Origin of the sequence: Shewanella sp. 38A_GOM-205m (assembly GCF_000518445.1) — a bacterium.
Taxonomy (GTDB): domain Bacteria; phylum Pseudomonadota; class Gammaproteobacteria; order Enterobacterales; family Shewanellaceae; genus Shewanella; species Shewanella algae.
In genome coordinates this window covers 41,744-54,665 of sequence record NZ_JADP01000033.1, presented here as the reverse complement: position 1 = coordinate 54,665, position 12,922 = coordinate 41,744, and the positions used below count along the sequence as shown (strand labels likewise).

Here is a 12,922-nt window from a genome sequence, read left to right as displayed (position 1 = left end):
GCATGCAAGAGGTCGACGGTTCGATCCCGTCTAGCTCCACCAAAGATTCTCCTTCAAGAGAAACACTAACCACCTCAGGGTGGTTTTTTGTTATCTGTCCTTCAACGTTTGCTTCCTATCAAAACAGTACGCTCTAACCCCGAATGGATTGTTAGAGTATTTATCCAACCATGTATCGAGACATGGCCCCAAAATGCAGATCTTATTAACTGCTCTTATCAGGCTCAGGCCTCATTACCGATACGCCAGATTGTTTTGCCCGGATACCCGCCGAGTTACTACTTGAGTAAAAAGTCGCTACTCGAGTAAGCAAGTCGCAGTTAGCCAAGGTAAGTGTCTCTTTATATGGAAGGCTTAAAAAAACAGGAAGCCACGATGGCTTCCTGGAATGTTTTTCTATGCTGAAAAGCAGGGCGGTATATAGATATTTTAGTCTACACCGATAAAACCGCCTGTTTGGTGGGCCCACAGCTGGGCGTAAATCCCTTTGCTGCGGATCAGTTCCTGATGGCTGCCTTGTTCGACGACTTTGCCCTGATCCAGCACTATCAATCTATCCATAGCGGCTATGGTTGATAGCCTGTGAGCGATAGCGATAACGGTTTTTCCTTCCATCAATTGATAGAGGCTTTCCTGAATTGCCGCTTCCACTTCCGAGTCGAGTGCCGAGGTGGCTTCATCCAGGATCAGGATTGGCGCATCTTTCAATAGCACTCTGGCGATGGCAATACGCTGCCTTTGACCGCCGGATAATTTGACACCCCGTTCACCCACCTGGGCATCCAGCCCGGTATTTCCCGACGGATCTGTCAAAGAGGCGATAAACTCACTGGCCTGGGCCTTAATGATAGCCTGCTCCAGTTCCTCTTCCGTGGCATCGGGACGACCATAAAGAATATTTTCTCTGATGGATCTGTGCAGCAAGGAGGTATCCTGAGTCACCATGCCTATCTGTGCGCGCAGCGAATCCTGGGTGACTTTACGGATATCCTGACCATCTATCAGAATTCCTCCCTTTTCCACATCATGAAAACGCATCAGCAGATTGACCAAGGTGGACTTACCGGCACCCGAACGACCCACCAGACCGACTTTTTCACCTGGCTTGATCTGTAAATCCAGCCCTTCCAGCACGCCGCTCTGTTCTCCATAGTGAAAGCTGACCTTATCGAAAACGATTTGTCCTTGCTCAACCAAAATGGCTTTGGCGTCTTCGGCATCCAGAATGCGGGTGGGTTTGGACAGGGTGCTCATACCATCGGCCACTGTCCCTATATTTTCAAACAGTGAGCTGATTTCCCACATTATCCATTGCGACATGCCGTTAAGGCGCAGCGCCAGGCTGACGGCGATCGCTATGGCGCCGACACTGATGGCACTGTCGCTCCAGAGCCAGATGGATACGGCTGCCACGCTAAAGGCCAGGAAATAGTTCAGTAGCTGCACACTGACGTTAATTCCGGTGACCAGACGCATCTGCCGGTGCACGGTATCCAGGAAGGTTTTCATGCTCGACTGAGCGTATTCGGCTTCCTGTTGGGTGTGGGAGAAGAGTTTGACTGTGGCAATATTGGTGTAACTGTCGACGATTCGACCCGTCATGGTTGAGCGGGCATCGGCCTGCTCGGTAGACACGGCTTTCAGCTTGGGCACGAAATACCACTGCAGGCCGATATAGATGGCAAGCCATGCCAACATGGGCAGCATCAAGCGCATATCGGCACTGGCTATCATCACCAACATGGAGGTGAAATACACCATTATGTAGACCAGCACGTCCAAGAGTTTCATCACGGTTTCCCGCACCGCCAGAGAGGTTTGCATCACCTTGGTGGCAATGCGGCCGGCAAAGTCGTCCTGATAGAAGGAAACACTCTGTTTCAAAAGGTATTTGTGCGCCAGCCAGCGGATGGCCATCGGATAGTTGCCCAGCAGACTTTGGTAGACAATCAAGGCGTGAAGCAAGATGAGCACAGGCAAGAGCACGAGTACCAGCAAAGTCATACCGAGTAACTTGAGTCCTTCATCCTGCAGCAGGGTTTGTGGATCCTTGTCTACCAGCCAGTCAACCAACTGCCCCATAAAGCCAAACAGCGACACTTCCAGCATGGCCAGAATCGCGGTCAATATTGACATCAATATCAGCGGTCGCTCGAAACCTTTGGTGTAGTGGCGGCAAAAAGCATAGAGCCCTTTGGGCGGCGGAGATGGATCTATATCCGGCAGTGGATCCGTCCAGTGTTCAAAGCGGGAAAACAACGTCTTTATCATGGCCTTCTCTTGGCAAACTGTTATGGGCGATTTATCTCTTGGCAAAGAATGATTCTTGCCCGGTTATGCGGGCAGACATCGGGCCTTGCGGATCTGGAGTGATTTTTATTCAAGCCGTTCCAGCATACCCAATTTTTATCTGTAGGGCAGCTATTATTCCGGATCAATAGTTTGGGTTTGGTCTCGGGGTTCAGTTCCGTTTTCCGCTGGTTTCCCCCGTGTTCGCGGGGTAATCTGCATCCAGGTTATAGACGATAGCGAAACAGATGATGACGATTTTTACCGAGCTCAGCACCGACACCTGTCGCCGGGCGAGACTTAGTCGCGATCCCAGGTTTGATGGCCGCTTCTTTATCGGGGTGAAGACGACGGGGATCTATTGCCGGCCTATCTGCCCGGCGGTGGCGCCGAAAGAGGAAAATGTCGATTACTTTTTCTCGGCCGCCGCCGCGGCAAATCACGGTTTGCGCCCCTGTTTGCGTTGCCGGCCGGAAAGTGCGCCCGGCTCCTGTGCCTGGAAAGGCACGAGAACCACGCTGGAGCGGGCGGTAACCCTGATAGAGCAGGGCGCCTTGAGCGGCGAGTCGGCGAAAGGTGTCGAGCACTTGGCACAGCGCCTCGGGATCAGCAGTCGTTATCTGCGCAAGCTGTTTGTCGAAGCGTTGGGCCTGTCTCCCAAGCAATACGCTGCGTTTCAGCAATTGATGTTTGCCAAGCAGTTGCTGCACCAAACCCGGCTCCCTATCACGCAGGTGGCCTTGGCTGCGGGATACACAAGTATTCGCCGTTTCAACGAAGTGTTTCAGAGTCAGCTGCAGCTTACCCCGTCGGCGCTCAGACGTAGCGCTGATACGCAAATGGACGACAGTAACAGGCTGCAACTGTTTTTGAGTTACCGGCCGCCTTATGCCTGGCAAGCGTTGCTTGATTTCTATCGCCTGCGGGCGGTAACAGGAATGGAGTGGTTTGAACTTAATGACCGCCAGGGCTATGGTCGCAGCCTGTTACTCAACAGCGACAAAGGCGGGTTCAAAGCTTGGTTTTTTGCCGAGTTGCAGGCCTCGCAAAATAGAGTCGCAGTTACCCTCGCATTGGAAGAGGGCGCCGAGCTTAGCTTGTTGCCGGTATTGGTCAATCGGATAAGAAGGATATTGGATCTCGACGCTGATATGCAGCAGGTTGAGCAAGTGTTGCAACCTCTCACACTGGCAGACTCCACCTTTGGTTGGGAGCCGGGGCTGAGGCTGCCGGCAGCAGGCTCTCTGTTTGAAGCCGGGGTGCGGGCTGTTCTGGGCCAGCAGGTCAGCGTTACCCAAGCCACAAAACTGTTGGGGCAGTTGGTGGCTGCCAGAGGTGAGAGGCGAGTTATCGCCGGGCGCGAAATCAGCTTCTTTCCCGAGCCCGAAAGCATGTTGGCGGCGGACTTTGACGAGTTGAAAATGCCCGCAAGCAGAAAGACGGCATTGGCTGAGTTGGCGCGTTTTCAGCTTAAGCATGGTGATACCGAGCCTGAGGCTTGGCTCAGTTTGAAAGGGATTGGCCCCTGGACCATAGCCTACGCCAGAATGCGCGGGTTGTCGGATCCTGATGTGTTGCTCGGCGGCGACTTGATAATCCGTAAACGTCTGCTCACGCTGCTTGGTAAAACGGCAATCTCGACCGAGGTTAACGGGAACTTGGCTCAACTCAACCCGGATTCGGCTAAACAAGGTGCAGTTGGTCAGCATAAAGGCAATAAAAGTGCTGACAAGAAAAGTATGGACAACAAGAGTGACGCCAAGAAAAGTGCGGCCCATTACCAAGCGTTACTGCAAAGTGTCACTGAAGCGGCGTCGCCCTGGGGCAGTTATCTTACTCTACAACTTTGGCAGTCGGCATAGAACCCATTAATAGCAATGAATGAAGAGCTCTGAGATGGGTTGCTGAGGTGACAGGCATCAGGGTCAAACTCCTATTCAAAAGCCATAAAATCAAGGGATTAATCCTATGAATACACAAGATAAACCGAGCTTGGCCGTATCGCTGAGTAAAGAGTGGCCGGCAGCAGAATTGGTGCCGGTAGCGGAGCTTATCATGGATTCGGCTGTGGGCCGGCTATGGCTTGCTGCGGGGCCCCATGGGCTGTCACATCTGTCGGTTTTGACGGGGGATGACAGAGAGCGCCGGATCCCGCTGGCGAGCGCGAATGCGGCGCAAAAGGCGCGGGCTGAGGCGATATTGGCGCAGACCAAGAGCCAGCTATTGGAGTATTTTGCCGGCGCCAGACAGGTCTTCGAGTTGCCTTTGGCTCCCAAAGGGACACGCTTTCAACGCACCGTTTGGCAGGCGTTGGTGGGTTTGTCCTACGGCAGCTTCACCAGTTACGGCGAGCTGGCCATAAAGATTGATAACCCGAAAGCGGTCCGCGCAGTCGGCACTGCCAATGGTGCCAACCCGATAGCGATTATCGTGCCTTGTCACAGAGTCATAGGCAAGGATGGCAAATTGACCGGTTATGCCTGGGGCCTGGCCATGAAGCAACAACTGCTTGACTTGGAAGCAGGTCGTCCAAGTTAATCTTTTTGGCATAAATCAACGAAATCCTCTGGCGATTTGAGGTATTCTGAAGCCTGATTGAAGTCGCGTATTACTGAGGAAAACACAGATGCAACCACTCTTTTGGCTGGAAGAGGGAGAGTTGGCTGGAAGCCGGGGCCCAGCAGGCCAGAACTGGGATCTCGATGAGCTGCAGCGCTCCGGGATAGGCGCCATTCTTTCCCTGGCTGAAAATGTGGTGGCCGATTGGCCTCAATCGCCATTTGAGTTTGCCTGTATCCCTTTGCCGAGTGGAGAAACCCCGCTGGATGCCGATTTACGACTCTGTGTCGAACAGTTGCCCAAGGCGCTCGACTTTATCAAGCGTCAGCGCGCAGCCGGGCTAGGGGGGCTGGTTCATTGCGAGTCTGGGCAAAACCGTACTTGCCTGTTGCTGGCCTACTACCTGATGGAACATGGTGTGGCGCCGCTGCATGCGGTTGCCCGTATTCGAGCGGTGGCCGATGCTGCCTTTGAATCCCATGGCTGGGACCAGTTTGTGTTCGATGTGCTCTATGCTTTACAGGAATAGCAAGCCAGAGCAGGAGGCGGGAATGCTGGATCCCGGAACGAATTAATGCTTGAATACTCTTCACTATTTCGAAGAATATTCAAAATGTTGCCACAGTTTGGAATACTGTTGATCCTCTTGTCCTTGCTGAGCGCCTGTAGCTCGGCGCCGACACGGGATCCCGCTTACAGCGACTCCAGCTATCTGGCAACGCCGGAGAGTTCTGTCTTGCTGGATTATCTGGAACCTCAATTGTCCATCCACCCATCGCAGACGGGCGTGCTGCCGTTGGCCGAAGGTGTCGATGCCTTTATTGCCAGGTTGGCGCTTATTCGCAGTGCCCAGAGCAGTATCGATCTGCAGTACTACATTTATCGGGCCGATGAAACCGGCAAAACCCTGGTGTGGCAACTGTTGGAAGCCGCCGAGCGCGGCGTGCGGGTAAGGCTGCTGCTGGATGACACCACGAGTGCGCCGCTCGAATCCGGACTGGCGGCCTTGAATCATCATCCCAATATTCAGGTTCGCCTCTATAACCCGGTATATTCCCGCACCTTCAGAGGCTTGTCTTGGCTGTTCAGTTTCGCCCGCTTGAACCACAGAATGCACAATAAGTCGCTGACTGTGGACAACATGGTTTCTGTGGTGGGAGGGCGCAACATAGGCAATGAGTACTTTTCTGCCAACGATGAACTTGAGTTCGGTGACTTTGACTTGCTCGCCATAGGAAAAGCCGTACCGGCTATCTCTGATCAGTTTGATCTTTACTGGAATGCGCCGCTGACCATTCCACTTGAGCAGCTGCTGCCCAAGCGTCTGACCCGGGAAAAACTGCTGCAGGCCGATGCCAAGATGCGGCAGGAGCAGCAGGCGATGCAGGATCACCCCTATTATCAGCGCCTGTTGCAGAGCCAGTTGATAACCAACATGGAGCAGCAGCAACTCGACTGGTATTGGGGCGAAGCCAAGGTGTTGTTCGACCCGCCCGATAAGCTGCGCAGCGCCGAGCCCGAGAGTTGGATGCTGGCCGATATCGGTCGTTTTCTGTCCAAGGTTGAAAACAACATACTGATCATTTCGCCCTATTTTGTGCCCACAGCCAAAGGGGCCGATGCCCTGGCACAGGCGGTAGCCAATGGTATTGAGGTTACTGTGGTGACCAATAGCCTGGCTGCCACAGATGTAGTGGCCGTGCATGCCGGCTACAAGAAGTATCGTAGGCAACTGCTGGAAGCCGGTGTCAGCCTCTATGAAGTCAAGGCCGACCCTGACCATAAGCCTTCTTCATGGCGCGGCAGCTCACGCACCAGCTTACATGCCAAAACTTTTGTGCTGGACGATAAAGATGTGTTCGTCGGCTCGTTCAATTTTGATCCCCGCTCTGCCTGGATCAATACTGAAATGGGAATTCTGCTACATCAGCCCAAGCTTGCTGAACACATGCAGCGGCAGCTGGGCGGCGCCTTACTGCGCAATGCTTACCGATTGGCGCTGGAGGAGGATGAGCTGGTGTGGCACGACGATGCCAAACAAGAGGTGTTCTATAATGAGCCTGCCGCCGGTTTCTGGCGCCGTCTCAGTGCCGATATCCTCAGCCTTTTGCCTATTGAGTCGCAATTGTGAACTGCAGTAGGCCACCATAGGTTCAAGCCTGTGTTATCCTGAAGCGTTTAACTTATTGTCTGTTATGGTGTTGTTATGAAGAGTAAGGCCAATCAATCTCAGGGACTGCTGCTGTTTCATCTGTCGGCAAGCCAGCTGTTTGCCATCGGCACCTTGAAGATCCGTGAGTTGGTACCTTATATGCCTCTAAACCAGATCCCCCAATCTCATTCAGCTGTGATGGGTGCGGTAAACTTCAGAGGACACACTATTCCCGTAGTGGATATGGCGGCGGCCGTTGGTTATCGCCCGGTCACCGCGGAGGAGCGCAAGAGCTGTTTTATCATCATCACAGATTGTCAGCGGATGGAGATAGGCTTTCTGGTTCGCGGCATAGACAAGATCCTCGAATGTAACTGGCGAGATATTGAATCACCGCCGGATAACCTGGGACGTAATGCCTATCTGACCGGGGTGACACGCTACGACAATAAGCTGGTACAACTGCTGGATGTTGAGTTGCTGCTGTCGAAGATTTTCCCGATTGCGGCCCAGAGTGTGGCCATGCTGACCGATGTGCAAAGGGAAAGGTTGAAACCGCTGCGGATCTTGCTGGTGGACGACTCCAAGGTGGCCAGAAAGCAACTGTCCGATGCGCTGGACTCCATAAATATCCCCTATGAAGTCACCTCAAACGGTGCTCAGGCTTTGGCCATCATGGAAAAGGCCGCGGCCGAAAAGCGCCCTGTGGATCTCCTGGTGAGCGATATCGAAATGCCGGGTCTGGATGGTTATGAACTCGCCTTTGAGGTGAGAGACAAACCGGCACTCGCCGGAGCTTATATTATTCTGCATACCTCGCTTTCCAGTGAGATCAGTGTCAGCCAGGCGCACCAGGTAGGTGCCAACGAAGCCCTCACCAAGTTCGATGCCCATGAACTCATCGAAGCTATGCTCAGAGGCGCCCAAATTGCACAAGATAGTCAAAAATGACATCGCTGTTGCCAAAATGCGTGCTCAGGGTTATCCAGACGACACAAATAGGCTTCAAAGCTAGACATTAGCGGTTTCATCCGCTAAAAACGTAACTCCTGTGGCACTGGTGCCAGAAAGATAATAACGACAGGTCAGGCAATGAACCAATCTTCTTTACTTTTGGCCCGATTGGCCAAGAGCAGTCTTGTACTGCAAATCCTTTTGGGGATCATCGCGGGCATGGGGCTCGCACACTTTGCTCCGGAATGGGCAAAGAGCGTTTCTTTCCTTGGAGATCTTTTTGTCGGCGCGCTTAAGGCGATAGCACCGATCCTGGTATTTCTGCTGGTGGCGGCATCGATTGCCAATCAGAAGAAAAATACCAAGAGCAATATGCGGCCAATTATCGCCTTGTACCTGTTCGGTACTTTTGCCTCGGCACTTACAGCTGTGGTAATGAGCTTTATGTTTCCCACCACACTCAAGCTCAGGGCGCCTGAACAGTTATTGTCGCCGCCGCAAGGTATTCTGGAAGTTCTTAATACCCTGTTGTTCAAATTGGTCGACAACCCAGTCAATGCTCTGATGAATGCCAACTATATCGGTATTCTGGCATGGGGTATTGGTCTTGGATTGGCACTGCATCATTCCAGTGATTCGACCAAACAGGTCTTTGCCGATGTCAGTCATGGGATCTCACAGATGGTGCGCTTTATTATCCGCTTGGCGCCGATAGGCATCTTCGGTCTGGTGGCCGTGACCTTTGCCGAGAGCGGTTTTGAGGAAGTGTACAATTATGGCCGTCTGCTCGGCGTCTTGCTGGGAAGCATGGCTATCATAGCCCTGGTTGTGAATCCGCTCTTGGTGTTCTACAAGACAAGACGCAATCCTTACCCGCTGGTGTTCGCTTGTCTGAGAGAGAGCGGCGTAACCGCCTTCTTTACCCGTTCGAGCGCCGCCAATATTCCGGTGAACATGGCCTTGTGTGAGCGCCTCAAACTGCATAAAGACACCTATTCGGTTTCTATTCCTCTGGGGGCCACTATCAACATGGGCGGCGCGGCAATTACCATTACCGTACTGACCCTGGCAGCTGTGCATACCACAGGCACCAGTGTCGACTTGCCTACCGCCTTGCTGTTGAGCCTGGTGGCCGCTGTGTCGGCTTGTGGTGCCTCCGGGGTAGCCGGTGGTTCACTGCTGCTGATCCCTCTGGCTTGTAGCTTGTTTGGCATCAGCGACAGCATCGCCATTCAGGTGGTGGCTGTTGGCTTTGTTATCGGGGTCATTCAAGATGCGGCCGAAACTGCGCTGAACTCTTCCACCGATGTGTTGTTTACCGCGGCAGTCTGCCAGGCCGAAGAGCGCAAGCTAAGCTAACATTGTTGAAGATAAAGGGCGGCCTCGGGGCCGCCCTTTGTTTTTGGCCCCCATTTGCCATGGTGTGACCGTTTAAACGGCCGACGGGAAGGGCATTGTGTGAGTCATTTCATAAATTGCTTAAATTAGCCGCAATAAGTGATCTTGATCACGCTTTTATTTTCTCACTGGGCTACACTGCGCACATTAGAGAGATTTCATTCTAACTCATTGGTTTTTAATGATTTGGAATCAAATTTTTCACTTTTCTGTTACTTTTGGCCGGGTAAAGGGGCACTATGAGTTCTATGCTTAATGTCATGCATTTGGGGTCAGCCAAAGAGGCTGGGCTGACATGGTTTAAGGGTATGGATATGTCAGGAGTAGAAAAGCGCAAGCGTCTGCACCGACAGAACGAACAACAGCGAGAATTTCTTGGTTGTTGGCAGGATAGTCGCCCCGGCAGTGGTGAAGAACTGACCCTGTATCGTGAAGGTGGCAAGCTGTTTCTGGAAACCTGGTTCAGCGATGGTTGCCACAGCGTGGATGAGATGAAGTCCAAACAGACCAATGCCGGTTTATGTCTGGAAGATATGGGTGGTAACCTGTTTGGTGAGTACTTTATTTTAACCGCAGAGGGCAAGCTGCAGTTTTGCACCGAAGGAGGCGATAGCTTCAGTCTGGAACCCAAATCTGTGATGAGTGCCTGATAGCAGTTTGACTAAGTCTTGAAAAGAAAACGCCCGCTTAGCGGGCGTTTTCTTTAGCTGTTTTTTCTAAGGCTTTCTTTATCAAGCCTTGCAAGGGTCAGAAAGGTGACAGGCTGACAAAATGCATCTCGGCGCCCGAGTAAGGGTGGCAAAATGCCAGGCTGGCAGCATGCAGACAGAGCCGCGGACGGGCATTTTCAATCTCACACCCACCATAGAAATCATCCCCTAAAATCGGATGCCCCAATGCGAGCATGTGGACTCTGAGCTGGTGAGTCCGGCCGGTTTCCGGTTGCAATGCCACCAGGCTGGAATCTTCGCGGCGCTCAAGTACCTTGTAGTGAGTGACCGCTCTCTTACCTTGCTCCGAGACTTGCTGCAGAGGTGGGTTGGCCTTGTCCTGTGCCAGAGGCAAGTCGATAACACCGGCTGGCTGTTCAAGATGTCCTGCCACCTCGGCCACATACAGCTTATCGCTTTGCCGCTCTTGAAACTGAGTCTTGAGACTGGACTCGGCGGCCTTGTTGCGGGCGAAAACCATGATCCCTGAGGTGGCGCAGTCCAGCCTGTGCACCAATATGGTTTCCGGATACAGGCGTTGCAAGCGGGTGAGGGCGCAGTCATGGGTTACGGCGGCGCGACCAGGGTTGGACAACAGCCCGGATGGCTTGTTGATGATAATAATATCGCGATCCAGATAGCGGATATCGAGCCAGGGCAGGGCCGGTGGGCGGTACTCAAAAACTTGCATGAACTCTCCTTCGTGAAGGCGCAATTCTAACAAAGCCATAGGCCCGGCAAAAGTGGCTTTGTGGGTTCACCGAACGTGGCAGTTGGCACTTTGCTTCAATCAGAGAAATTCTGCCGGGGTCTTTCTGGCCCATATCCGGCTGTAAGCCATCAATTGCGGGTAAAAGGTTCGAAAGGCGATTTCAATTTCGGTATCGAGTTTTTGCAGCGCCTGTTGGGCGCCGTTGAACAGCTCAGGTTTTGAAAGGCGGCGACTCACGCCTGTCACCGCACTGTTGAGTCCCTGGCGGCTTTGATAACTCAATAGCCAATTCTGCTGTTCCATCACTGGCGCCAGTTTGGTTAAGCCTTCGGGTAGGGAGGGAGTTTGCCTTAGGCTCTCGTAGGCCTTGTTGCAAAAGGCAGCTAAAGGTTGATGATGATATTCCTCCCAGTATTTGGCCAGCATATGGTCAAAGGCCAAATCCATCAGTACAGGTGCCACTCTGGCAAGCGGCTTGGGGAAAGTACGCACTAACTCGCGGGTTAACTCGTGGCTATCGGTCAACTTGTCTATCTGTCTGTGGAGCCAGAGCCCTTGTTGCAAATGTTTGGGAAACTGTTGGATATTGCCTTTGGCAAAGTCGCCGGCGAGATTGGCGCCGAGAGAGGTTTGGCTGATATCGGCCAGATGCAGGTGTGCAAGGAAGTTCATATTGGCTACTGGGTGTCGAATTCGCCCTCAAGTTACCATGACAAGCCGGCAAATGAAAACAGTCTCTGGCGCCTCGATGAATGTTCTCTTTTTGCTCAGTGAAATAAGATGCTACGCTTAGCGTTCGGTGACGCAGAGGATCAAGGATGATGTGGGACTGGTTCAATAAACTTATCAACAAAACGCCACGGCCCCAGAGACGCAGGGTCGAGGTGGACATTCCATTCGAGCAACTCGAATATCGGCGCGAGCCCTTCGATGACAACAAGCCCCTTGCCGAAACGGCAAACGAACCGCTGGAGCCTTGATCTTAACGCCTCAAATCCCTAGACTAGCCGCCGTTTCCAGCTAAGCCGAGGCCCATTCATGCGTGTAGCAGACTTTTCTTTCGATCTTCCAGAGGAACTGATTGCCAAGTTCCCTATGGAGAAACGCAGTGCGTCCAGATTACTGACTCTGGATGGTAACAGCGGGGCCCTTAGCGACTGCCGCTTCACCGAATTGTTGAACCTGGTTCAGCCAGGCGATCTCATGGTATTCAACAATACCCGGGTTATTCCGGCGCGCCTGTTCGGGCAGAAGGCAACCGGCGGTAAGCTGGAAATCCTGGTGGAGCGGATGCTGGATGATAAGCGGGTGCTGGCTCATGTGCGCAGCTCCAAGTCGCCGAAAGAAGGCAGTGAAATTTTACTCGATGGCGACTTCAAGATGCTGATGAGAGCGCGTCACGATGCGCTGTTTGAACTTGAACTGGTATCCGGTTCGAGTGTGCTTGAAGTGCTTGAGCAGGTAGGCCATATGCCGTTGCCACCCTATATAGACCGTCCTGATGAAGATGCCGACAAAGAGCGCTATCAGACAGTTTATAACCAAACCCCGGGTGCGGTTGCGGCGCCGACAGCCGGTTTGCACTTTGATGACAATATGTTGGCCGAGCTGAAAGCCAAAGACGTGGATATTGCCTTTGTGACCCTGCATGTTGGCGCCGGTACTTTTCAGCCGGTGCGGGTTGATAACGTACTGGAACACAAGATGCACTCTGAGTGGGCCGAAGTGCCGGCCGAGGTGGTGACAAAAATCCACAACACCAAGGCGGCCGGGAAACGGGTGATCGCGGTTGGCACCACTTCGGTGCGCTCGCTCGAGAGCGCAGCCCGCGCCAGTGAAGGCGAACTGCAGGCCTTCAAAGGGGATACAGATATTTTCATCTATCCCGGATATGAGTTTCAGGTAGTGGATGCCATGGTCACCAACTTCCACCTGCCGGAGTCGACTCTAATCATGTTGGTCAGTGCTTTTGCCGGCTTTGATGAGGTGATGAACGCCTATCGGCACGCGATTGCCGAAAAATACCGCTTTTTCAGTTACGGTGATGCCATGTTTGTGACTAAAAAAGCTCACTGATTACGACTTTTGTTTTAAAATACCCGCCTCAATGAGCGGGTATTTTGTCTTAAGGGTGAACCTTTTGCCTTT

At 52.8% G+C, this 12,922-nt stretch carries 12 protein-coding genes; 9 read left to right on the top strand and 3 right to left on the bottom strand.

Features of this window, described 5'->3' with window-relative positions; translation table 11 throughout:
• Nucleotides 1-429: 429 nt before the first annotated feature.
• Nucleotides 430-2,259 carry an ABC transporter ATP-binding protein gene (locus N512_RS0116720; RefSeq protein WP_028781049.1) on the bottom strand — a complete coding sequence of 610 codons (1,830 nt, stop codon included), beginning with the start codon at nucleotides 2,257-2,259 and terminating at the stop codon, nucleotides 430-432.
• Between the two features lie 278 nt (nucleotides 2,260-2,537).
• Here N512_RS0116720 and N512_RS23215 point away from each other — a divergent pair, with 278 nt between their 5' ends.
• The 7 genes from N512_RS23215 to N512_RS0116685 all read left to right on the top strand — a co-directional run bounded on the left by N512_RS23215 (nucleotide 2,538) and on the right by N512_RS0116685 (nucleotide 10,002).
• On the top strand, nucleotides 2,538-4,151 hold the full coding sequence (locus N512_RS23215) for a DNA-3-methyladenine glycosylase 2 family protein (RefSeq protein WP_037475341.1): 1,614 nt from the start codon (nucleotides 2,538-2,540) through the stop codon (nucleotides 4,149-4,151).
• 106 nt (nucleotides 4,152-4,257) lie between these two features.
• On the top strand, nucleotides 4,258-4,827 hold the full coding sequence (locus N512_RS0116710; RefSeq protein ID WP_081737192.1) for a methylated-DNA--[protein]-cysteine S-methyltransferase: 570 nt from the start codon (nucleotides 4,258-4,260) through the stop codon (nucleotides 4,825-4,827).
• Nucleotides 4,828-4,915: 88 nt separating this feature from the next.
• Complete coding sequence (locus N512_RS0116705; protein ID WP_028781047.1) at nucleotides 4,916-5,377, top strand: phosphatase domain-containing protein; 462 nt, start codon at nucleotides 4,916-4,918, stop codon at nucleotides 5,375-5,377.
• An 84-nt stretch (nucleotides 5,378-5,461) separates the two neighbouring features.
• The gene (locus N512_RS0116700; protein WP_028781046.1) at nucleotides 5,462-6,979 is read left to right on the top strand and encodes a phospholipase D family protein; all 1,518 of its coding nucleotides are present in this window, start codon (nucleotides 5,462-5,464) and stop codon (nucleotides 6,977-6,979) included.
• A 75-nt stretch (nucleotides 6,980-7,054) separates the two neighbouring features.
• Nucleotides 7,055-7,951, top strand: coding sequence for a chemotaxis protein (locus N512_RS0116695; protein WP_028781045.1), 897 nt, complete (start codon nucleotides 7,055-7,057; stop codon nucleotides 7,949-7,951).
• Nucleotides 7,952-8,092: 141 nt separating this feature from the next.
• Nucleotides 8,093-9,313 carry a serine/threonine transporter SstT gene (gene sstT, locus N512_RS0116690; protein WP_025012087.1) on the top strand — a complete coding sequence of 407 codons (1,221 nt, stop codon included), beginning with the start codon at nucleotides 8,093-8,095 and terminating at the stop codon, nucleotides 9,311-9,313.
• A 353-nt stretch (nucleotides 9,314-9,666) separates the two neighbouring features.
• The gene (locus N512_RS0116685) at nucleotides 9,667-10,002 is read left to right on the top strand and encodes a hypothetical protein (RefSeq protein ID WP_224866361.1); all 336 of its coding nucleotides are present in this window, start codon (nucleotides 9,667-9,669) and stop codon (nucleotides 10,000-10,002) included.
• A gap of 97 nt (nucleotides 10,003-10,099) precedes the next feature.
• On the opposite strand, the gene N512_RS0116680 is transcribed toward N512_RS0116685, so the two are convergent.
• Together N512_RS0116680 and N512_RS0116675 are read right to left on the bottom strand one after the other, a co-directional pair.
• On the bottom strand, nucleotides 10,100-10,753 hold the full coding sequence (locus N512_RS0116680; protein WP_028781044.1) for an RluA family pseudouridine synthase: 654 nt from the start codon (nucleotides 10,751-10,753) through the stop codon (nucleotides 10,100-10,102).
• A gap of 99 nt (nucleotides 10,754-10,852) precedes the next feature.
• Nucleotides 10,853-11,446 (bottom strand): acyl carrier protein phosphodiesterase, encoded by a 594-nt coding sequence (locus tag N512_RS0116675; RefSeq protein ID WP_028781043.1) that lies wholly within the window; start codon nucleotides 11,444-11,446, stop codon nucleotides 10,853-10,855.
• A gap of 146 nt (nucleotides 11,447-11,592) precedes the next feature.
• On the opposite strand from N512_RS0116675, the gene N512_RS24445 reads away from it, so the two are divergent.
• Both N512_RS24445 and queA read left to right on the top strand, forming a co-directional pair.
• Nucleotides 11,593-11,754, top strand: a complete 162-nt coding sequence (locus N512_RS24445; protein WP_156029248.1) for a hypothetical protein — start codon at nucleotides 11,593-11,595, stop codon at nucleotides 11,752-11,754.
• 58 nt (nucleotides 11,755-11,812) lie between these two features.
• Complete coding sequence (gene queA / locus N512_RS0116665) at nucleotides 11,813-12,850, top strand: tRNA preQ1(34) S-adenosylmethionine ribosyltransferase-isomerase QueA (RefSeq protein ID WP_028781042.1); 1,038 nt, start codon at nucleotides 11,813-11,815, stop codon at nucleotides 12,848-12,850.
• Nucleotides 12,851-12,922 lie beyond the last annotated feature (72 nt).